Here is a 20,773-nt window from a genome sequence, read left to right as displayed (position 1 = left end):
AAAATTGCGGTAAAGATAAGGTTTTTACCATTTTGATTATAATCTGAAATAAAAGAACCCAGCCTTTATTTCTAAAGACTGGGTTCAATATTTATTAAATCAAACTAAATTAGTTTTTAGCTACAGATAGTTTCACGCTGATTCCATCTAAATCGATTTCCTCTGCATTCGCTACTGCATCTTCTAATTTCAAGTTGATAATTTGTGTCTCAACACTGATGTAATCGCCGTAGTTTTCGACTGCTTTTACAACCAACTCCTCACCTTTCTCAATGGCCACATCAATTTTGTCTTGTACTTCCAAGCCCATGTCTTTACGCATGTTTTGGATTTTGTTTACAAGATCACGAGCGATACCTTCTTCTTTCAACTCGTCTGATAAAGTGATGTCAAGTGCTACAGTGATTCCTTGATCTTTCGCAATTGCCCAACCCGGGATATCATCAGACTCGATCATTACATCTTCCAAAGTCAAGTTTACAGCTTCTCCGTTTACATCGAAGTTCAAGCTACCCGACTGCTCAAATGTATTGATTCCGTCTTGATCTAATTTGTTGATTTCAGCAGAAATTCCTTTCATCAATTTACCATACTTTTTACCCAATACTGGGAAGTTTGGCTTGATCTTCTTCACAAACATGCCTGCATTTTCTTCTGTCAAGAATTCTACATGCTTGATGTTTGTCTCAGATTTGATGATTTCTTCTACGTGCTTGATTTGCTCAATCACGTGTGCATTGATTACAGGAACCAAGATTCTGCTCAATGGCTGACGAACTTTCAATCTTTCTTTCTTACGGATTGAGTGTGTAAGAGAAGAAATATTTTGAGCCAATGCCATTTTTTCTTCCAAATCCGTATCGATAAAGCTCTCTTCTACTTTAGGGAAGAATGCTGTATGTACCGAGATAGCGTCTTCTTGTTTTGCTACTTCGTTCAAGTCTTGGAACAAACGATCTGCAAAGAATGGCGCAATTGGAGACATCAACTTAGATACTGTAATCAAACATTCGAACAATGTTTGGTAAGCAGCCATCTTATCTTGTCCGTATTCTCCTTTCCAGAAACGTTTACGGTTCAGACGTACATACCAGTTAGACATATCGTCAATTACGAATGACTGGATTGCACGAGCTGACTTTGTAGGTTCCATATCATCGAAACAAGCCTCAACTTCTTTCACTAAAGAATGAAGTTTAGAGATGATCCAACGATCAGACTCTGTACGCTCTTCCATGGCTACTGGCGCTTCAGCATAAGTGAAGTTATCCAAGTTTGCATAAAGCGAGAAGAACGAGTATGTATTGTAAAGTGTACCGAAGAATTTACGTCTAGTTTCTTCAACACCTGCCAAAGCGAACTTCAAGTTGTCCCATGGAGAAGCATTCTCGATCATGTACCAACGAGCAGCATCAGCACCGTATTTATCCATCGTTTCGAATGGATTGATTACGTTACCTGTACGCTTAGACATTTTATCACCGTTCTTATCCAAAACAAGACCGTTAGAGATTACATTTTTAAATGCTACTTTCTCTTCGATCATTGTTGCGATTGCATGAAGTGTGAAGAACCAACCACGAGTTTGGTCTACACCCTCAGCGATAAAGTCTGCAGGGAAACTTTCTTTAAAGATGTCTTCATTTTCGAATGGGTAGTGCCACTGAGCGAAAGGCATCGCACCAGAATCAAACCAAACGTCGATCAAGTCAGTTTCACGAGTCATTGCTTCACCTTTGTCACTTACCAAGATCAAATGATCTACGTGAGGACGGTGCAAGTCAATATCTTCGATCAACTCTCCATCTACAATATATTCAGAGTCAGCTGGCATTACACCTGCTTCTACTGCTTTCTTGATTTCTGCTCTTAGTTCTTCAATAGAACCAATACATTTTTCTTCTGTACCTTCTTCGTTTCTCCAGATTGGAAGTGGCGTACCCCAATATCTTGAACGAGAAAGGTTCCAGTCTACAAGGTTTTCTAACCAATTACCAAAACGTCCTGTTCCTGTAGCTGCAGGCTTCCAGTTGATCGTTTTGTTTAGTTCAACCAATTTATCTTTTACAGAAGTTGTACGGATAAACCAAGAATCCAATGGGTAATAAAGGATTGGCTTATCAGTTCTCCAACAGTGTGGGTAACTGTGTTCGTACTTCTTCACGTCAAAGGCTCTGTTCTCTTCTTTTAGCTTAATCGCCAAACGAACGTCCATTGACTTATAATCTTTCGCACCAGAAACTTCGTCATCTTCGTACTCAGCTTTTACAAACTGACCACCAAACTCACCCATTTCGGCAACGTAACGACCTGTTTTATCAACAAGTGGAAGCTCATTTCCTTTTTCGTCAGTTATTACGATAGCAGGAACACCTGCCAATTTTGCTACTCTCTGGTCATCTGCACCAAATGTAGGAGCAATATGAACAATACCAGTACCATCTTCAGTAGTAACGAAGTCACCAGGAATAACTTTGAATGCTTTATCTGCATCAGTTAATGGCTGAACGTAAGGCAATAATTGCTCATAACGGATATCAACCAATTCTTTTCCAGTGTACTCGCCCAATACTTTGAATGGGATCACTTTATCACCTGCTTGGTAAGTATCGAAGTCGGCATCTTTCTGCTTTTTAGAAAAATATGAATCGATACGTTCTTTTGCCAAAATCACAGTGATTGGCTCGTGAGTATATTGATTATATGTAGCTACTTTAGCATAAGTAATTTTTTCACCTACTGCCAAAGCTGCGTTAGAAGACAATGTCCAAGGCGTTGTCGTCCATGCAAGGAAGAATAATTCGCCATGAACATCTGTGAATAATTCCTCAGACTTCTCATCACGAGTGACCTTAAACTGTCCTGTAACTGTTGTATCTTTCACATCTCGATAACAACCTGGTTGGTTAAGTTCATGCGAACTCAAACCTGTACCTGCTGCTGGAGAATAAGGTTGGATCGTATAACCTTTATAAAGAAGATCTTTGTTGTAAAGTTTCTTCAATAAAGCCCATAACGACTCCATATATTTTGGATCAAAAGTGATATAAGGGTTATCAAGGTCTACCCAATATCCCATTTGTTGCGTCAATTCATCCCATTGCTCTTTGAACTCCATTACAGTTTGCTTACAAGCTGCATTGTATTCAGCAACAGAAATCTTTGTCCCTATATCTTCTTTTGTAATTCCTAACTCTTTTTCAACTTTAAGCTCTACAGGAAGACCGTGTGTATCCCATCCTCCTTTACGACTAACCTTAAAGCCTTTAAGCGTTTTATATCTACAAAAAATATCTTTAACAGTACGCCCCATTACGTGGTGAATACCTGGCGCACCATTTGCCGATGGAGGTCCCTCATAAAACACAAACGATGGGTGACCTTCTCTTGTCTCTACCGACTTTTGGAAGACATTGTTTTCTTCCCAAAACTTGCGGATATCCTTATTGATTTGAACTAAATCAAGTCCTTTATACTCTTTGTAACTCATCTTAATTTATCAATTTCGCACCCGCACATTTATGTACGTAGTTGACGTAATTAGAATCCTTTTTGTATAATCAGACAAATTTATAAAAATTTTCATCCTAATTGTTCAGAATACGAAACAAATACGGAAAGTAAAGAAATCAGAAGAAATTGGGAATGGAAATTTACAATCATAAACAGGCTAGAATCGTAATTAAACAGTTTTATTATTCAAAAAATAGAATTTTAAAGCTTTGAAATTAGACGATTGGATTAACATATTTTTTATAAATATTTTAAATATTTATTTGTTCTTAACATTATACAGCTATATATTAGAGCAACCTTTAATTTTAATAACTCTTTAAAGGTTTACTTTTTTATCTTTTATGTTAATCATTTTTTATCAGATACTTAAGTATCATTTTTTCTAATTTTATAATTGATTTTTTCAAGTGTGGTTCATGGACACAACCTTTGGGTTGTGTCTTTTTTTATACCAAACTATTTATCCTCCCTTAATTTGACTCCAACATTTTTCATTCACAATTAAAATAGATATACACGTAACATTGTTTACACTTTTTCAGTATAAAATGTAAAGGAAACACGATTAATGAAATTTTATTTTAAACTTTACTTAAAAAGTTTAAATAATCACTTTAAAAAAGCACTGCACATGAATATTAATTCGCAGATATTGAATATTTAAAAATATTTAGATACCTTTATTAAAATTCAACAACAGACAAATTCATTTTTCAACCTAACTTAACTTATATAACCACTATGAGAACAAACAAACAATTCAATATTCGAACTTTCTTACTTTTAGCCTTATTCATACCATTTTCATTCAATGTTTCTTTTGGACACTCGGACACACAAGGTAAGTCTCCTTTCAGAAGTAATAATTACAACTCAGACAATGCCTTCCTAAGAGCTACAGGTTTTGGTCAAAAAGCTATTTTGTCAGCTTCAATAGGTGCTGCTGATAAAGATGCGAAAACACAGCTACAAGGATTGCTTACTCAAAAAATGAATTCCATCAACAATAGCTTTTTTCAGATAGCGAATTCTACGGAGCAAGAAAAAGCTATTTTGAATAAACTTGGGAAATCAATCATCAAAAACATAGAAACTCAACTTATTGATCGAGTTGAATACTATACAGATAAAGATGGTTATTATAAATCTTGGAGAGCACATCAGATTTCAAAAGGTGAGATCATCAAAAAAGTAAACAATTCACTAATCCTAAAATCGATTGACCAGCAATTAAAAATAAAATATATCTCTTATTTAGAGTCAAACATATAAACAAAAGAGGCTAAGATTAATCTTAGCCTCTTTTGTTTTAACTATTTAAAAACTGAATTAGTCTATTTAACATTCCATCGGTAAACCGACCTTTTGAAAAACTAATGAAATTTTTAAGTGGCCAATCCATTAGCATTGCCTCTAACATTTTTACTTGTTTTTTATCCTCAAGTGACCATTCTTTCTTCTCTTTCCCAATCATTACGGTGGTAAAGTATTTAATCATATATTTTACTATCTGATTACTAGCTTTACTTTCCATAACTTCTTTCACTGTAGAGTACTTTGTATAAATTCTTTTCCTAGGACGTTGGAACTTTAAACTAACCTCCTTCTCTACTGAAATATCTGCTGAAGATTGTCCAATTTTTATGGAATACGATCCTTCATCATAAGTCCATTGATTTAATTTCGGATTGAAATATTTGAAGTCATCCACTGATAGTTCAAAACAAACCTTCAGAGTTTCACCCTTCTCTAATTCAACTTTTTGAAAACGTTTAAGCTCTTTTATAGGACTTATAATTTTTCTGCATAATTCACCTACATATAATTGTATGACAACCTTTCCCTTTATACTTCCAACATTTTTAACATTTACACTACATTCTAATACTTCACCTTCCGATATTTGATTTGTATTCAGTTCAAAGTTAGAGATTTCAAATTCAGTGTAAGAAAGACCATATCCAAAGGGGAAGAGCGGTTTTATATTTTTCTTCTCATAGTAACGATAACCTACAAAAATCCCTTCACCATAATTCACTTTATCAATATCTTCACCCCAATTCAAGAAAGAAGGAGTGTCTTCAACTTTTACGGGGAAGCTTTCTGCAATTTTCCCAGACGGATTCACATGCCCCAAAACGATATCACTTAATGCCTCTCCTCCTGCTTGTCCTGTAAGATAAGCTTCTATAACTCCATCTACCTCTTCAATCCAAGGCATTTCTACAGGCGCACCATTAAACAATATTATTACAAGTTTTTTCCCAAGTTTAGAGAGTTGGTCTATCAAGACTAAATGACCTTCAGGAAGAGTAAGATGTTTTCGATCAAATGCCTCAGACTCATAACTATCGGGTAAACCTACACATAAAAAAATGAAATCAGATGATTTAGATTTCTCCAACGACTCCCCTATAAATTTCGCATTCGTATTCCCTTCATGATCATAACCTTGAGCAAATTCTACAATTGTATCTGATGGAATTTTCCTTGAAAGTGATTCTAAAAAATTAGTGATTTGATAGGGACTTACCAAAGAACTTCCAGCACCTTGATACCTAGGGTTCAAAGCAAAATCACCTACAATAGTTATTCGTTTTGTTTCTTGAATGTCTAAAGGAAGGATGTTATTTTCATTTTTAAGTAGAACAATAGACTCATCTGCTATCTTTTTAGACAAATTATGATGAGTTAACATCATCTGATTTTCTTCTAAATGACTGTTCCTAAAATCTACTTTAGCATAAACTTTCAAATAGTCTTCAATCAGTTTATCTAAATCACTTTCTTTTATATTTCCTTTTTTTACCGCTTTAACTACTTTGTCTATGCTATAATTTCCATCTCCAGGCATCTGAAGGTGTAAACTAGCTTTTAGACTTTCTACCCTATCATTTACAGCACCCCAATCTGAAATTACAATCCCTTCATATTCCCATTCTTTTTTCAAAATGTCATGTAAAAGCCATTTATGTTCTGCACAATAAGTACCATTTAGTTTATTGTAAGCGCACATTACCGTCCATGGTTGAGCTTCTTTTATCGCAATTTCAAACCCTTTCAAATAGATTTCCCTTAAACTCCGCTCATCAACTTCAGCACTAATCACCATCCGATCTAGCTCCTGATTGTTCACAGCAAAATGCTTTAAAGATGTCCCTACTCCTTTTTCTTGTACTCCCTTAATATATGCTGATGCTAACACTCCGCCTAAGTATGGGTCTTCAGAAAAATACTCAAAGTTTCTCCCTCCCAGCGGAGACCTCTTAATGTTTATTCCAGGTCCCAATAAAATATGTACTTCATGAAGCCTCGCTTCTTCACCCAATGCATTACCTAACTGATACATTAGGGCGGTATTCCAAGTCGCCCCTAAAGCAGATGCTGTAGGAAAACAAGTTGCAGGTACACTTCCAATTATTAATTCGCCTTCTATGCTTTTACGCACCCCATGTGGTCCATCCGTTAAGAATAAAGGTTTTAAACGTAACCTCTCGATTCCATTGGTTTTCCACATTCCATCTCCAACACAAAGTTTAGCTTTTTCTTCTAAGGAAAGTTGTTGTAGTATATTACTGATAAAATTTGCTGTCATGAGTTAATCTACTTCGGTAAAAAAGACCTAAATCAAATTTGAAAAATCAATCTTCATTTTTAAACCAGATCATAATATCTCACAAAAAGTTGATCAAGACATTTGTATAAAACTAAAGACAGGCAGAGTTAATCTATAGCTACAATTTTTTATTGGGAAAGAAACAATTAGTTAAAAAATAGGTCTAAAAAAAGTCATACATCTATATGACGTATGACTTTTATATAGGTAAATCTTAGATTTGTAATTACTTGTAACTTATAAGGTTTAATTTTTTCCAAGCAGAATCATTCAAATAATCCATACCCGTTTCATACATATCCTCATCATCATCTTTGTAATACCAATTCACTTCAACTTTGCCTTTATCACTTGCATCATAGTTTTTCAATTTCTCTATAATCTTATAAAAGCATTTTGAGGAAGAAGTATTAAAATAAGACATCCTAAAATTAAACTGAAGCTCTTTACCTGGTTGATCTAAATAAGTATCCAACCATTGAAAAATTGGTTCATAAAACTCAGGAGTCCCTTCTTGATAAGAATTGCCACTTATTTCAAGTAAACCTTTAGACGCTAAAAAAGAAACTTTCGGAGAAAATCCCTCTTGAGGAATGATTAAGTCTTGCATAAAAAAGTGGTTTTAGAGTTATACTGATTGAAGTTGTTATCGAAAACTATATAAAAAATGATGTTTAACCAATAATATTGAACTTATTTTTTAAAATCAGATAAAAACACAGCTTTTTATTGAACTATTCTAAGATTTACTTCTCTTTTTAAAAGACCATGTAAAATAAAACTCAGATACTATTGTACCATCAGCCATTTTGCCTACAGTCTTGGCTGTAATCGTCTGCGCTTCTGTTGAGAGACTTGCTTTCTTTACAGTTTCTCTGATTTCTTCTCCCATTTCACAAGTGAAAGTGATGCCTTTTACTGCCTTTTTATGGAATTCGGCTTTCATATCTACTAAGATAAATGCAATAGACTCCTCAGCTTCATAAAGTGCTAAAACTCCTAAAGCTGCGGTAGACAATTCTGCGGCCATACTTTGCACCGCAAAATAAATAGATGCGAAAGGGTTTTTATTGATCCACCTAAATGGTAGATAAGTTGTGCAAGCTGTTAAAGTCACCTCTCGAACCTTCATTCCACAAACAAGTCCCATTGGAACTTGAGTTAACAAGAACAAGAAATACTTAATTGGAGAAGTAAATGTGCTTAAAAATTTCTGCTGTTTTTTCGTAAAAGTAGCACTTGTGGTTGTTGTTTTTGAATTCATTGGTGTATGTATTATTGGTTCATGTATAAATAACAAAAGCTTTATTTTTTCGATCAGACAATGAATGACTTATCACTTTATACTCATTCATTAAATGACTTTAGATAGGTTATTTCATTGAAATGAATCATCTTTCAAACTGACTATTTTATTTGTTAATGATAATTTTTTCGAAAAAAAAAGTCAAAAAATGTCACAGACCTTCTCAACTCTAGTCTTAGGTGTTGAGTGAAACTATAACTTATTGTATAATGGCTATTTTAATTTTCTTTGTTTTACATTGGTATTCATCATTGTTCTTTCAAACATTCTTCTTGCATAGATATGCAGCACACAAGATGTTTACAATGTCTAAAACTTGGGAACGAATTTTCTTTGTTCTTACATTCATTTTCCAAGGTTCAAACTACCTAAGTGCTTATGGATACGGTCTGATGCACAGATTGCACCATGCACATGCTGACACAGAAAAGGATCCACATTCACCTAAGTTCTCAGCGAACTTGTTCGATATGATGTGGAAAACTAAACTTTTCTACTCAGATGTAGTACGTGGTAGAGAAAGTGGAATCGAAGAAAAATACTACAAAGATCTTCCAAGCTGGAAATCATTTGATATGTTTGCAAGTAACTGGTTCAACCGTCTTGCATGGGGTACAGCTTATGTAGCATTCTATTATGTTTACGCAACAGAATGGTGGATGTATTTATTATTACCAATCCACTTCTTGATGTCTCCTGTACATGGAGCAATCATTAACTGGTTTGCACACAAATTTGGCTACAGAAACTTTACAACAACAGATACTTCAATGAATTTCCTTCCGTTTGACTTCTTGATGATGGGAGAAAGCTACCACAACAACCACCACAAACACGGTTCAAGAGCGAACTTTGGTGGATTCAGATGGCATGAAATTGATCCTACATACCAAATTATCAAGTTGTTTAACTTCTTAGGAATTATCAAACTGAGAAATACAAAGAAAGAATTAGTTGCTAGCTAATACCTACGAACTAATCTAATCTTCTAAAAGGCAAGGCATTTTACATGTTCTTGCCTTTTTTGTATCCACATACCTCTAAGCCGAATTAAAAACTAAGAAGTAACTTCTTGATTCGCTTTTTTATATTGCTCAATCAAGTCATTAACAATATCTTTTACTGATCTAATTTCAGTTGTATATTCAATTGAAGGCCCTGCACACCAAACAGTTTTGTAAGTAGCGCTAAAAGCTGCTTTCTCAATCATCTTCATTCCTTTATAGAAAGTCAGCATCTTCATGAATTTCTTGAGCTTTTTATTTTTATTGAGAAGAGATTCAAAGGCACTTTGTTTTGTGCCAATTGCTTCTACATAAGGAGTGTTGATCACAGTACAAGGTGTACCCGAAAGTTTAGTCGTCATGACAATATCTTTTGCTCCATACTCCACACAAGCATTTTTGTAAGCATCTGAAACACCTGATTCATTGGTAGCAATAAATGGACTTCCCATTGAAATACCACAAGCTCCAAAGTCCAGTTTTTCTTTCAGTTGTGCACCAGTTCCAACCCCACCAGCAGATATCACTGGGATATTACAATTTTGAATTAAAAGTGGTACTAATTCCTTTGCAGGAGTTGGTCCTGCATGCCCTCCAGCTTCTTTATTCACAGCAATAATAGCATCAGCTCCCAAGTCTTCAACTTTTTTTGCATACTCTAAATCAACTACATCACAAAATACCTTTATCCCTTCAGGTTTACACTTCTCAATCACTTCTTGAGGACTCCCCAAAGATGTAATGATGTAATCTACTTTCAGATCAATACAAGCTTTTAATTGTTCTTTGTATTTTGGATTTGATTTGTTCACTATCAAGTTTACTCCGACTGGAGCATTCGTAGCTTTTCTTACGCTTTCAATTCCTTCTTTAAAAGCTGCAATTGTTCTAAAGTTTAGCGCAGGAATTGACCCTGTAATCCCTGCCTCGCCTGCAGCTATAAGCATTTCGGTATTTGAGACAAGAAACATCGGAGCCATGATGATGGGATACTTAATCCCAAGCATTTCGGTTAGAGGTGTGTGCATGTTATTCATTGTTGGTAAATTAGTTAAGGGATACAATTTCAGTTATGATAATTGAACTAGAAGAACATCATAAATGAATACATATTCATCTTTAATGTAAAAGAAAACTTTTCATAAATCCATGAAAAGAGCAAAAGAGTCTTTCTTATCAACTCAAAGAAGCTTGAAAAGCTTTCATAAAGCGTAAAATCAACACCCAATATACAATTAATTATTGATTATAATCCTAACCTTATACTTTTAAGAAATTTATACTCAAAAATTAATATAAATACTCCATGAAAATATCTGCTCTTTCATATGGAGTATTTCTATCCAAAACCTCTTTAAATCCCATTTTTTCATAGAGCTTGATAGCTGTGTTTAATTTCCTGTTACTTTCTAAATATAAATTTCTAGCTCCTAATTCTTTTCCCTTTTCTATCGTTGCCTTTAATAGTACTTTCCCTATTCCTTTTCCTTGAACTTTAGGAGAGACAGCCATTTTAGCTAATTCAAAATCATAAATAGGATCATCCATCTTTATTAAAGAACAAACGCCTACCGCTTCTCCATTATATAAAGCGACTAAAATTGCTCCACCTCTATCCAAGATATACTCATTAGGCTTATCTAGTGCTTTATAGTCTGACTCTTCCATCTTAAAATATTTCTGAATCCACTCAACATTCAATGCTCTAAATACCTTCTGATAATCAGGTGTATAGTTTACTACTTTTATTTCTTCTATTGTATTCATAAATACTAAAATGATATTTCCACTTAAAATTAAAAAACGACTCCAATTCATATTTTTGGAGTCGCTTTGAAGACAGTTAGAAGATTTCTATTGGAATTTAATTTATAATTCGAAGTTCTGTTCTTCTATTTTGTCTACGTCCTTCTTCTGTTTCATTAGAAGCAATTGGCTTTGTATCTCCATAGCCATTTACTTTTAATCTTCTACGATCAACTTTATTTTTGACTAAGTAATCTACAACTGATTTTGCTCTTTGATGAGAAAGTATCTCATTTTTTGTTTTAGAACCAACATTATCCGTATGACCTGCAATTTCGATTCTAACAGATGGATTTTCTCTCAAGAATGAAATCAAGTTATTCAAATCAGCTTTTGAACTCGCTGAAAGTGTAGCACTACTTGATTCATAAAACATATTATTCAAGATAATCTGACTTCCTTTACTGATTGGCTGCATCAGGATTTCCTTATTAATCACTAAAGCTTTGCCTTGCTCTGAATAAAGGTTTTCAGAAACAAATAAATGATCTGCAGCTTCAATAGTAATAGAATAATTTCCTTCCGAAGGAGCTGTAAATGCTAAGTCTCCAGTAAGGTCATCTGAATAAAAAATCCCGATTTTTTCCTGTGAATTGTTATTGATTACGGTAGCCTTAGCGAATAATGGTTTCTTAGAATCTTTATCTAAAATTTTGGCATGGTATGATGACAAATTTAGATCAGCCACTAAGAATTGATGGTCAATTTCGGGAGTAATACTCGCTACCAATGGTGCTTCTTGTGTAAACTGCGGAATACGTTCTTCACCTATAAGATGAGCGACAAAAATGTCGAAACCACCTTTTCCTCCCATATTTTTACTTGAGAAGTAAATACGTTTTTCATCTTCACTCACACTGATAAAAATATCATCGTCAGGAGTATTTATTCCATCGCCTAAATTGATTGGCTTTGTCCATTTATTTCCTTTCTTCTCAGACTTGAAAATATCATACCCTCCAATACTATTATGCCCCTTTGAACTGAAGTATAAAGTTTTTCCATCTCTTGTCAGAAAAACGCCATCTTCATCATAAGGTGTGTTTAATATTTCAAGATTCACTGGTTCTTTCCACTCTCTTTTTCCCTTTTTATTTCTAAACTGCTTACTGCTCCAAATATCTAAACCTCCTTTACCATTCGGGCGATCTGAAGTAAAGAAAATCACTTGACCAGTACCCGTAAATGAAGCTGAGGTTTCTCTAAAGTCAGTATTCACAGGACTAGGCATTCGTTCTGGAGTTTTAACCTCTCCTTTTTTTGTAATTCTACTTAAGAATATATCACCATTATTATCACCTCTATAAATCATTAGAGTCTTTTCAGAGGGAGAAATTCCAATTACAGCATCATGACCTTTGGTATTTACATTTGCTCCAAGTGGTTTGGGCGAGTACCAATCACCTGAACGGCTTTTCTTACTCACAAAAATATCCTCATAATACTGCCCATCTTGAGTATCATAGCCGGTAGACTTATCTCTTCTAGAAGTGATGTACATTCGGGTTTCCTTTCTATTTATCACAGGACCTATATCATCTGAAGAAGAATTTACTCTAGCTATATTTTCAATTTTAAGTCGTAAACCTGTCCCTGCCACCATTTTTCCATTATGGCATTCCTCAACTCTTTTCTGAGCTAACAACCACTGTTCTGTACTGTCCGCAAATGAAGCTCCATATAGCTGATATGATGTAGAAGCTTCATCCCATTCCTTTTGAAGATGATGAGCTCTTGCTAACAAATAGTGTACATTAGAAGAGAAAAGAGGACTTATCTGCTTTGCTTTATTAAAATATTCTATAGCTAGTTTAAGATCAGGTTTCTTTTGGTAGAAATAACAAACGCCCATCTTATAAATAAGCTCATTGTGAGTCGGATTATATCTTTCTGCCTTTTTGAATTCCTTCAAAGCCTCTTTATAATTCCGATCCAACTCCATGTACTGCTTTCCCAATTGAAAAGACTTACGACCTTTTTTCATCTTGTCTGTCTTTCCTTTAAAATAAGTGGCTTCAAAAGGTGTATGCTCTTTTTCTTGTCCGTACGATTGAGACATAGAAAAAAGAGTTAAAGCAAAAATATAGAAAGCAATATTTAATGTTTTTGTCGTATACAAAATTCGCATAACTACTTCTTGTTATCAGTCTGACAAGCATCCAAAATATATACATCAGCTTGAGAAAGCCCCAAAGCAAGTGCTTTCTGCCAATCGTCACAGGCTTGAGCATCTTCACTACTTGCCTCCAATGCAATCCCTCGATTCAAATAAGCCTCTGCCAATTGATTATCTATCTCAATTGCTTTATTGACATCTGCGATTGCTTGTTCATAATTTTGAAGACGAATATGAGCCACTGCTCTGTTATTATAAAATAGGGCTGAATTCTGATTCTTTTCAATCGCTTCATCAAAAGCCTCCAAAGCATCTTGATAGCTTGCTAGACTGAATAAAATTTTTCCTTTCAGATTCATAAACTTATCAGAATGTTCTGAATCTATCTGTAAGCATTGTTCTATATCTGAGAGGGCTACATCAAACGAATCAACCAAAAAATGAGTTAGTGCCATGTAGTAATGAATATCTGTACGAAGAGAATCATTATCGGCTACATATAATTTTTGAGCTCTTTTCAAGTTAAAAATCGCATCTTCAAAAGTAGTTTCTTCAAGCTCAATCTTAGCTTTCAAATAATAACCTTTGTAATTAGATGGATAATCTTCAATTAACTGATTTGCATATAAAAGAGCTGAATCAAACTCTGCTTTATGGTAGTAAATATCCGCTACTTGCTGAACCACTTTCTCACTAGCAATATTTTGATTCATTAGCTCCTTGTAATTAGCTAGAGCTTTTTCATTTTCACCCAAATACTCAAGACAAATAGCTTTTCCATACAATGCTTTTGGGTGTTCGGGGCTTAATTTTAAGGCTTGATCATACAATGCTAAAGCTTCATCAAATTTGTTCATTTCAAGTTTTAGAACTGCTTTGTTGATATAGGCAATCTCTAAATCAGGCATTAGCAGATTTACAGAGTCTAGCTTTGCTAAAGATCGGGTTCGGATTCCTTCTTCCAAAAGTGCAAAAGCTAATTGTCTTCTATGTGATTCTACTAAAAGCTTTTCATCTCCATCTAATGAACTGATCTCAACTTTCTCTCCATTCAGCATCACTTCATGATCATTGATAAGATGAATATGAGGTGCATTTTGTGCAAAGCTTGATAAATGAGATAACAATAATAGGATGAAGAAATTATATAAATAAAATTTCATTCTTACTGAGTTTATTACAAAAGGTTAATACTTTGATTTTATAGGTAAACCTTAAATATGAACGACCTTTATAGATAAATGCGTATAAATAGATACTTAAAAATGAATCCCTGTAGAATCAAATTTAAAATCTTGCCATTGGTTATTTTTCAACACACGCACTGTCTTATATCCAATTTCTTGAAGTAATGACGCTGTCTCTGAAAAGGCTTTTGTTAAGTCTGAAGGATGATGTGAGTCAGAATTAATCTGAACAGGAATTCCTAACTCATACATTCTTTTCAATCCCCATTCCCCAGGATATGCACTGTCACATTTCTTTTTATAGATTCCTCTAGTATTAACTTCTACGATTAGATTTTCATTTTTAGAAACCAACTCTAAAGTCTCCGCAAAAGCGTCTTTGTACCATTTAGAATCTTCAGAAAATAGCTCTCCATTCTCTGATTGGATTTTTATTTTATCAATATGACCTACCACCGTAGGGCAATCATCTTCGATCATCATACGAGTTAGCTCAAAATAACGCTCGATTGCTTGTTGAATATCTCTATCAAAAATTTTCTCTAAGCCCTCTAAAAAGAAATTATGGTTTCCATCTATCTCCCATTTTGTGTTATCAAACTGATCGACATAATGAATTGAACCAATTGTATAATCTAAATTTGCATTTTTGATATAATCAGAACTTGGCCCTACAAGCTCAGGAATATAGTCAACCTCTAGCCCTCTATAAAGCTCAATTCTATCACTATATTTATTTTTCAAAGCTTTGGTTTCCTCTAAATAAGTAGAGAGCTTCTCCAACTTCATACTCCAAGTATTATCAAAAGGCACAGGACAATGGGATGAAAATCCAAACACCTTCAACTGCCCTAAAGCACTTTCTACATGAGCTTCTAATTGATCCTTCCCATCACAATAATTGGAGTGGCTATGGTAATTGGTCCAAGACATAAAAAACTTTTTTTAATGTTATAAAAGTAAAATTAAGGAAATCCTAAAACCTAGCCCGAATGATATCCATATTTTATCCTCTCTGTGTCAGATTTTATTCTTAAATGAATGTTATAACTTATTAATCTTTTGGAAAATATAAAGATGGCTTATTCATTTGTCTATATCACTTGAAATTACATATCATGATAAAGATTTTTCAACTCTTCTTATTTCTAATTCTGCCACTATTCTCTATCGCTCAAGATGTTGGTACTTACCATGGAGAATTAAATGGTAGAGGACAAAAACATGGCTATGGCACCTACACATGGACAGAAGGCGGTTCGTATGAGGGGCAATGGAAAAACGATATGTTTCATGGAAAAGGTACGCTCATATTAGCTGATAGTTCCAACTACACAGGTTACTTTGTACAAGGTAAAATGCAAGGAAATGGAACTTATAAATGGGCTAATGGCAATGAATATAAAGGGTATTTTTATGATGACCAGCCCAATGGTCAAGGTGAAATGTTCTTTGCGAATGGAAGTTATCATGAAGGTTCGTGGAAAGAAGGTTACACCTTCGGTTATGGAAGACACCTTTATGTAGATGGTAGTGAGTACTTAGGTAATTGGTTAGGTAATATGAGACACGGCGAAGGTATCATGATATATCCTGACGGTAGTATGGAGCAAGGGACTTGGCAAAATGACATTTACATGAATTGTAAATGTAATACTGATGCACTTCCTGTTGAAGATGCTTATGCAAGCTCTGATGCTGTTTTCTTTGGTGAAGTAGTAGAGACTGCGACGATTGACAACCAGAGTTATGATGTGGTTGCCTTTAAAGTAGAAATGCTTTGGAAAGGAAAAATTCAGCCTAAAGGCATTATTTACCTTAAAAATGGATATAGTTCTTGTGATATCGTATTTATGGAAGGAAATCGATTCTTAATCTATGCTACACAAGTTGGAAGCACAAAGCTTTACGAGACTAACAAATGTACACGTACGCAATTAGTAGAGAAAGCAGGAATTGATCAGAAAATCCTTGATAAGATTGCGCCTTGCAAAACCGACAATACAAAAGAAAGTAAACAGGCAAAAGACCTTTCTCAATATCCAGTTCAAGACTGTGAAGGGAATGTCTACAAAAATCCTTATGAAGCAGGAAAACAAGGAGTCCTACGTTGGTCTATCCTAAAAGATGACACTTGGAGCATTGACCAATAAAACATATTTAAACTACTTTAAAACCCCATCGAGTACTGAAACCTTGATGGGGTTTTATTTTTAGTATACATTTCCAACAAAATCAATTGCTGTATATTTAGTTTTAATTTCTTCTAATTCACTTTTTCCAATTGGCGTTTGCCATAAATAAACTCGCTCCAATTTAGGCAGGCTTGCCAATTGCTCTAACCCACTTTTTGAGATTGAAGTTGCAAACAAATTAATACTTTTCAGTTCTGACAATCCAAGTAGATAAGCTATTCCATTATCAGATATTTTTGTATTCTGATTCAGCTTCAACTTCTGAAGATTTTCAAATGAACCTATCAGCTTTAATTCTGAGTTTTCTAAATCATTCTCTGAGATTGATAACCAAACAATATTTTTCTTCAATTGAGAAAGTAATTTTAGTGTACTCAATTTATTCTCACGATTCAAACTTTGGGGAGGAATACTTACTTCATATGCATTGCTTTCAGTTACCAATTCACGATAATGAATTCCTAAATTTGCCAAAGAATCAAATATTCCCGAAGTAGCTATCTGAGGTAAGTTAATCGATTCAGAGTCTCCACTTAAACCTAATTGTGCTAAAGCTATCGTTTTTAATTCTTCGTTGGGAGAAACTTCCATAAACAAGGTATCAAAACTTGCTTCAGAGTGTTCTATCCAAAAAGTCAATAACTGTACTTCTTCATCAGTCAGTGGTGTTTTCCCTACTGGAGGCATTACTTTTTTATCATCGGCATCCAAATGAATTCTTTTCAGAAATTCACTAGAACTACCTTCCAAGCCCAATAATCCTCCATGTTTCCCTCCGTTTAGATAACCTTGAATAGTCCCTAAAGATAATTTCCCTTTTTTCTTCGTTTCATTATGGCAACTCAAACATTTCCCCTCTACAATTGGCTGCACAAGGTCAGCGAAAAGTACAGCTTCATCTATAGAAGTTATAGTTCTTTTCGCTGCTTTATTTTCATTCTCTAAATTGAACGGTGAATAGTAGGTTAGATAATCACTTCCATGTGTTAAATTCCCTCCTAAATGCCCAGTAAAGCTCAAACCTCCAATCATTGAAAAAACTACCAATCCATAAATAAGTGGTGTATTCTCTCTAAATACATTCGGTTTTACTTTGAGAGCAAAAGCAAAAATGGCAATACTTGAAGTCAAAATTCCTGCCCACTGATGTAAATCGAGCATTTGCTGTTCATAATCTCCACTCGTTGAAAGCATTAAACCCAATACAGATGCTCCGATAGCACTGATAGCCCCAAGTGCCAAAGTGAATTTGATTACTTCATCTAAATTGCTCAGCCATTTTCGCCAAACCGCAACTTCAAATAAAGCCGCCAACAATAAAAAACCGATAGGAAAATGAACTAACAAAGGATGAAAGCGTCCGAGAAAAAGTACGAAATTCGAAAAATCCATAATCAACAATACTAGCTTAGTTTACACTCGTTCTAATTTTAAAGGGGCACTCTGATTGGCATTCCACTGACAGATATAAAGATTTTTATCTTCATCAATACATACATCATGTCCGTGGAGTATCGGTTTACTTTCCATTTGATAAGTTGGCTGTAAAGCTCCCTCTACATAATGAGGTTCAGTACCACCAGGATTAGAAACGACTTGATCTCCCTCTAAAATCGTGACAAAACCTGTATGTTCTTTCCAGTTAAAAACTCCATCCCTCCTACCGGACCAACAAACTCCCGCGTACAAGTTATTGTCATCAAAAACCGCTCTACAAACGTACATATTCGGTAGGTGGATTTTCTTCACAAACTTTCCTTCTAGGGTAAAAAACTTAAAACAGTTTTCACTTCTTGAAGTACAAACCACAAGCGGTTGTTTTGGATCTCTATAATCAATACTTACCCCATGTGCATTTTTGAGGTTATAATCTGGGTTTTCATTTTTATGTCCACCCCAATGTCGAATATACTGCCCTCTTTCATTGTACTGAATGATAAAATCTTTCCCATACCCATCAGCAACATAAATGTCTCCATTGGGAGCTATTGCTACTTCAGTAGGTTTGAAAGGGTCATCTTTTTCATACAAACCAATAGTCATAGGATGTCCTATATCAAAAATGACTTTCCCATCTAATGTTGTTTTGGTTACTCGACCATTATAATTCATGTATTTCCCGTACTTATCCAGCGACCAACCTGAGTCTGTCATATACAAAAAATCTTCTTCCCCCTCTTGCGAAAGTGAAAGTCCATGACCTCCAGGATAGGCAGTCCCCCAATAGTCAAGCAGTTTTCCCGATTTATCGAAAATGAGAATATTATTCTTGACATGATCTCCCATCATGATTAGGCGACCTTTTGAATCCATGACCATTTCATGACAATTCAATAAAGGAGTACGTACACTATTTATTTTAGCCCAATCACGATGCAAACGATATTTATAATCCCCATGCCCTATGATAATTTCTTTCTCAGTAGATTTTTTCAAAGAATTGAAACCAAAAGTAGGTTGAAGCATTCCAATTCCTAATGCCGTAGCCGACTTACGGATAAATGATCTTCTATTTGTCATGATTTGTGATTTTAAGCTAAAATATCTTTTACAACATGTCCATGAACATCTGTCAATCGGAATCGCCTCCCTTGATGCTTATAAGTCAATCGTTCATGGTCAATCCCTGTCAGATGCATCAGTGTAGCATGAAAATCATGTACATGAACAGGGTCTTTGACTATGTTATAACTGAAATCATCGGTTTCACCAAAAGTAAAACCAGACTTCACTCCTGCTCCAGCCATCCACATTGTGAAACATCTCGGGTGATGATCTCTACCATAATTTTTAGTCGTCAATTGCCCTTGAGAATATGCCGTTCGCCCAAACTCTCCACCCCAAATCACAAGGGTATCTTCGAGCAATCCCCTTTGCTTCAAATCCTTGATCAGTGCAGCAGTAGCTTGATCTGTGTTTTTACACTGATTTTTAATGCCCCAAGGAAGACCGACGTGCTGATCCCAACCTCTATGATATAATTGCACAAATTTCACATCTTTCTCTAATAGCCTTCTTGCCATCAGACAATTTGCAGCATAAGTACCTGGGTCACGACTATCTTCGCCATACATATCAAAAATATAGTCTGGTTCATCAGACATATCCGTAACTTCAGGCACAGAGGTCTGCATTCGGAATGCCATTTCATATTGAGAAATACGTGCAGTGATTTCTGGATCTCCGTATGTTGTGTATTGCATTTCATTCAATTCTTTCAAATACTTCAACATTTCTTGCCTGTCATGCCCATGATAGTTATCAGGGTTATTGAGAAATAAAACAGGATCTTTCCCCGATCTAAATTGAACTCCTTGATGCTCTGTAGGCAGGAAACCATTACCCCACAAACGGGAATACAAAGGCTGACCTCCTGCATTTTTAGAAACCAAAACGATAAATGAAGGTAAATTTTTATTATCAGAACCAAGTCCATAACTCATCCATGAACCTATAGATGGCCTTCCTGGAAGTTGATGTCCCGTTTGCAAGAATGTAATCGCAGGATCGTGATTTATCTGTTCAGTGTACATCGACTTGATAAAACACAAATCATCCACAACTTCTGCTGTGTGAGGCATTAATTCGGAAACCCAAGCTCTACTTTCACCATATTGATCAAAAGAATATTTTGATGGAGCAATTGGAAAAGAGGACTGTTGGGCACTCATTCCCGTAAGTCTTTGCTGACCTCTTACCGAAGCTGGTAATTCTTGCCCAAACATATTGGTTAGTTTGGGTTTATAATCAAAAGTCTCAAATTGAGAAGGCCCACCACTTTGAAAAAGATAAACCACTCGTTTTGCCTTGGGCATAAAGTGTGGTAAACCTAAAGGATTTGTGTTCGTTCTTTCACCTGCGAAAAGCTTTTCTGCCCCCATCAATGAACCTAAAGCCATAGCTCCAAGACCTAATGAAGTTTTGGTTAAAAATTTTCTCCTACTCAGTTTTTTTTCTTCCTGCTGAAGGTCTTGATCTGAGGTATATATTTTTTTATGATGTTTCTCGCACATAGTTAAAAAGTCGT

The 20,773-nt window shown here is 35.0% G+C and carries 15 protein-coding genes; 3 read left to right on the top strand and 12 right to left on the bottom strand.

The window, feature by feature from the left end; all coding sequences use genetic code 11:
* Positions 1–109: 109 nt before the first annotated feature.
* Positions 110–3,490, bottom strand: coding sequence for an isoleucine--tRNA ligase (gene ileS, locus BC781_RS12745; RefSeq protein ID WP_109618278.1), 3,381 nt, complete (start codon positions 3,488–3,490; stop codon positions 110–112).
* A gap of 767 nt (positions 3,491–4,257) precedes the next feature.
* Here ileS and BC781_RS12740 point away from each other — a divergent pair.
* A complete protein-coding gene (locus BC781_RS12740; RefSeq protein ID WP_109618276.1) occupies positions 4,258–4,788 on the top strand; it encodes a hypothetical protein in 531 nt (176 codons plus the stop codon).
* Between the two features lie 37 nt (positions 4,789–4,825).
* On the opposite strand, the gene BC781_RS12735 is transcribed toward BC781_RS12740, so the two are convergent.
* The 3 genes from BC781_RS12735 to BC781_RS12725 form a co-directional block, all read right to left on the bottom strand.
* Positions 4,826–7,111, bottom strand: coding sequence for a beta-glucosidase family protein (locus BC781_RS12735; protein ID WP_109618274.1), 2,286 nt, complete (start codon positions 7,109–7,111; stop codon positions 4,826–4,828).
* Between the two features lie 247 nt (positions 7,112–7,358).
* On the bottom strand, positions 7,359–7,742 hold the full coding sequence (locus tag BC781_RS12730) for a DUF1987 domain-containing protein (protein WP_109618272.1): 384 nt from the start codon (positions 7,740–7,742) through the stop codon (positions 7,359–7,361).
* 129 nt (positions 7,743–7,871) lie between these two features.
* Positions 7,872–8,396: a PaaI family thioesterase gene (locus BC781_RS12725; protein ID WP_109618271.1), complete on the bottom strand. Its 525-nt coding sequence runs from the start codon at positions 8,394–8,396 to the stop codon at positions 7,872–7,874.
* A gap of 251 nt (positions 8,397–8,647) precedes the next feature.
* Here BC781_RS12725 and BC781_RS12720 point away from each other — a divergent pair, with 251 nt between their 5' ends.
* The gene (locus BC781_RS12720; RefSeq protein ID WP_109618268.1) at positions 8,648–9,403 is read left to right on the top strand and encodes an acyl-CoA desaturase; all 756 of its coding nucleotides are present in this window, start codon (positions 8,648–8,650) and stop codon (positions 9,401–9,403) included.
* Positions 9,404–9,495: 92 nt separating this feature from the next.
* Here the strand turns inward: BC781_RS12720 and BC781_RS12715 are convergent, their stop codons facing one another.
* The 5 genes from BC781_RS12715 to BC781_RS12695 all read right to left on the bottom strand — a co-directional run bounded on the left by BC781_RS12715 (position 9,496) and on the right by BC781_RS12695 (position 15,484).
* Positions 9,496–10,479 carry an NAD(P)H-dependent flavin oxidoreductase gene (locus BC781_RS12715; RefSeq protein ID WP_158281462.1) on the bottom strand — a complete coding sequence of 328 codons (984 nt, stop codon included), beginning with the start codon at positions 10,477–10,479 and terminating at the stop codon, positions 9,496–9,498.
* A gap of 253 nt (positions 10,480–10,732) precedes the next feature.
* On the bottom strand, positions 10,733–11,209 hold the full coding sequence (locus BC781_RS12710; protein WP_211323792.1) for a GNAT family N-acetyltransferase: 477 nt from the start codon (positions 11,207–11,209) through the stop codon (positions 10,733–10,735).
* A 97-nt stretch (positions 11,210–11,306) separates the two neighbouring features.
* A complete protein-coding gene (locus BC781_RS12705) occupies positions 11,307–13,307 on the bottom strand; it encodes an OmpA family protein (RefSeq protein ID WP_158281461.1) in 2,001 nt (666 codons plus the stop codon).
* A 71-nt stretch (positions 13,308–13,378) separates the two neighbouring features.
* A complete protein-coding gene (locus BC781_RS12700) occupies positions 13,379–14,527 on the bottom strand; it encodes a tetratricopeptide repeat protein (protein WP_109618261.1) in 1,149 nt (382 codons plus the stop codon).
* 96 nt (positions 14,528–14,623) lie between these two features.
* Positions 14,624–15,484, bottom strand: a complete 861-nt coding sequence (locus tag BC781_RS12695; protein ID WP_109618259.1) for a histidinol-phosphatase — start codon at positions 15,482–15,484, stop codon at positions 14,624–14,626.
* 185 nt (positions 15,485–15,669) lie between these two features.
* Here BC781_RS12695 and BC781_RS12690 point away from each other — a divergent pair, with 185 nt between their 5' ends.
* Positions 15,670–16,704, top strand: coding sequence for a hypothetical protein (locus tag BC781_RS12690; RefSeq protein WP_109618257.1), 1,035 nt, complete (start codon positions 15,670–15,672; stop codon positions 16,702–16,704).
* Positions 16,705–16,764: 60 nt separating this feature from the next.
* Here the strand turns inward: BC781_RS12690 and BC781_RS12685 are convergent, their stop codons facing one another.
* Genes BC781_RS12685 through BC781_RS12675 form a run of 3 tightly spaced genes read right to left on the bottom strand, consistent with a single transcriptional unit; the run spans position 16,765 to position 20,759 of the window.
* Complete coding sequence (locus tag BC781_RS12685) at positions 16,765–18,138, bottom strand: DUF2231 domain-containing protein (protein WP_109618249.1); 1,374 nt, start codon at positions 18,136–18,138, stop codon at positions 16,765–16,767.
* A gap of 21 nt (positions 18,139–18,159) precedes the next feature.
* Positions 18,160–19,266, bottom strand: coding sequence for an NHL repeat-containing protein (locus BC781_RS12680; RefSeq protein WP_109618247.1), 1,107 nt, complete (start codon positions 19,264–19,266; stop codon positions 18,160–18,162).
* 11 nt (positions 19,267–19,277) lie between these two features.
* The gene (locus BC781_RS12675; RefSeq protein WP_109618245.1) at positions 19,278–20,759 is read right to left on the bottom strand and encodes a DUF1501 domain-containing protein; all 1,482 of its coding nucleotides are present in this window, start codon (positions 20,757–20,759) and stop codon (positions 19,278–19,280) included.
* Positions 20,760–20,773: the final 14 nt, after the last annotated feature.

The sequence above is a fragment of the Sediminitomix flava genome, from assembly GCF_003149185.1.
GTDB lineage: Bacteria > Bacteroidota > Bacteroidia > Cytophagales > Flammeovirgaceae > Sediminitomix > Sediminitomix flava.
The sequence above is the reverse complement of the archived record's forward strand: the minus strand, read 5'-3'. Positions and strand labels throughout refer to the sequence as shown.

Bases quoted from the DNA above. Each gene is read 5' to 3' on its own strand.
- ileS (WP_109618278.1), bottom strand. From the start codon at position 3,490: ATGAGTTACAAAGAGTATAAAGGACTTGATTTAGTTCAAATCAATAAG.
- BC781_RS12740 (WP_109618276.1), top strand. From the start codon at position 4,258: ATGAGAACAAACAAACAATTCAATATTCGAACTTTCTTACTTTTAGCC.
- BC781_RS12735 (WP_109618274.1), bottom strand. From the start codon at position 7,111: ATGACAGCAAATTTTATCAGTAATATACTACAACAACTTTCCTTAGAA.
- BC781_RS12730 (WP_109618272.1), bottom strand. From the start codon at position 7,742: ATGCAAGACTTAATCATTCCTCAAGAGGGATTTTCTCCGAAAGTTTCT.
- BC781_RS12725 (WP_109618271.1), bottom strand. From the start codon at position 8,396: ATGAATTCAAAAACAACAACCACAAGTGCTACTTTTACGAAAAAACAG.
- BC781_RS12720 (WP_109618268.1), top strand. From the start codon at position 8,648: ATGGCTATTTTAATTTTCTTTGTTTTACATTGGTATTCATCATTGTTC.
- BC781_RS12715 (WP_158281462.1), bottom strand. From the start codon at position 10,479: ATGAATAACATGCACACACCTCTAACCGAAATGCTTGGGATTAAGTAT.
- BC781_RS12710 (WP_211323792.1), bottom strand. From the start codon at position 11,209: ATGAATACAATAGAAGAAATAAAAGTAGTAAACTATACACCTGATTAT.
- BC781_RS12705 (WP_158281461.1), bottom strand. From the start codon at position 13,307: ATGTCTCAATCGTACGGACAAGAAAAAGAGCATACACCTTTTGAAGCC.
- BC781_RS12700 (WP_109618261.1), bottom strand. From the start codon at position 14,527: ATGAAATTTTATTTATATAATTTCTTCATCCTATTATTGTTATCTCAT.
- BC781_RS12695 (WP_109618259.1), bottom strand. From the start codon at position 15,484: ATGTCTTGGACCAATTACCATAGCCACTCCAATTATTGTGATGGGAAG.
- BC781_RS12690 (WP_109618257.1), top strand. From the start codon at position 15,670: ATGATAAAGATTTTTCAACTCTTCTTATTTCTAATTCTGCCACTATTC.
- BC781_RS12685 (WP_109618249.1), bottom strand. From the start codon at position 18,138: ATGGATTTTTCGAATTTCGTACTTTTTCTCGGACGCTTTCATCCTTTG.
- BC781_RS12680 (WP_109618247.1), bottom strand. From the start codon at position 19,266: ATGACAAATAGAAGATCATTTATCCGTAAGTCGGCTACGGCATTAGGA.
- BC781_RS12675 (WP_109618245.1), bottom strand. From the start codon at position 20,759: ATGTGCGAGAAACATCATAAAAAAATATATACCTCAGATCAAGACCTT.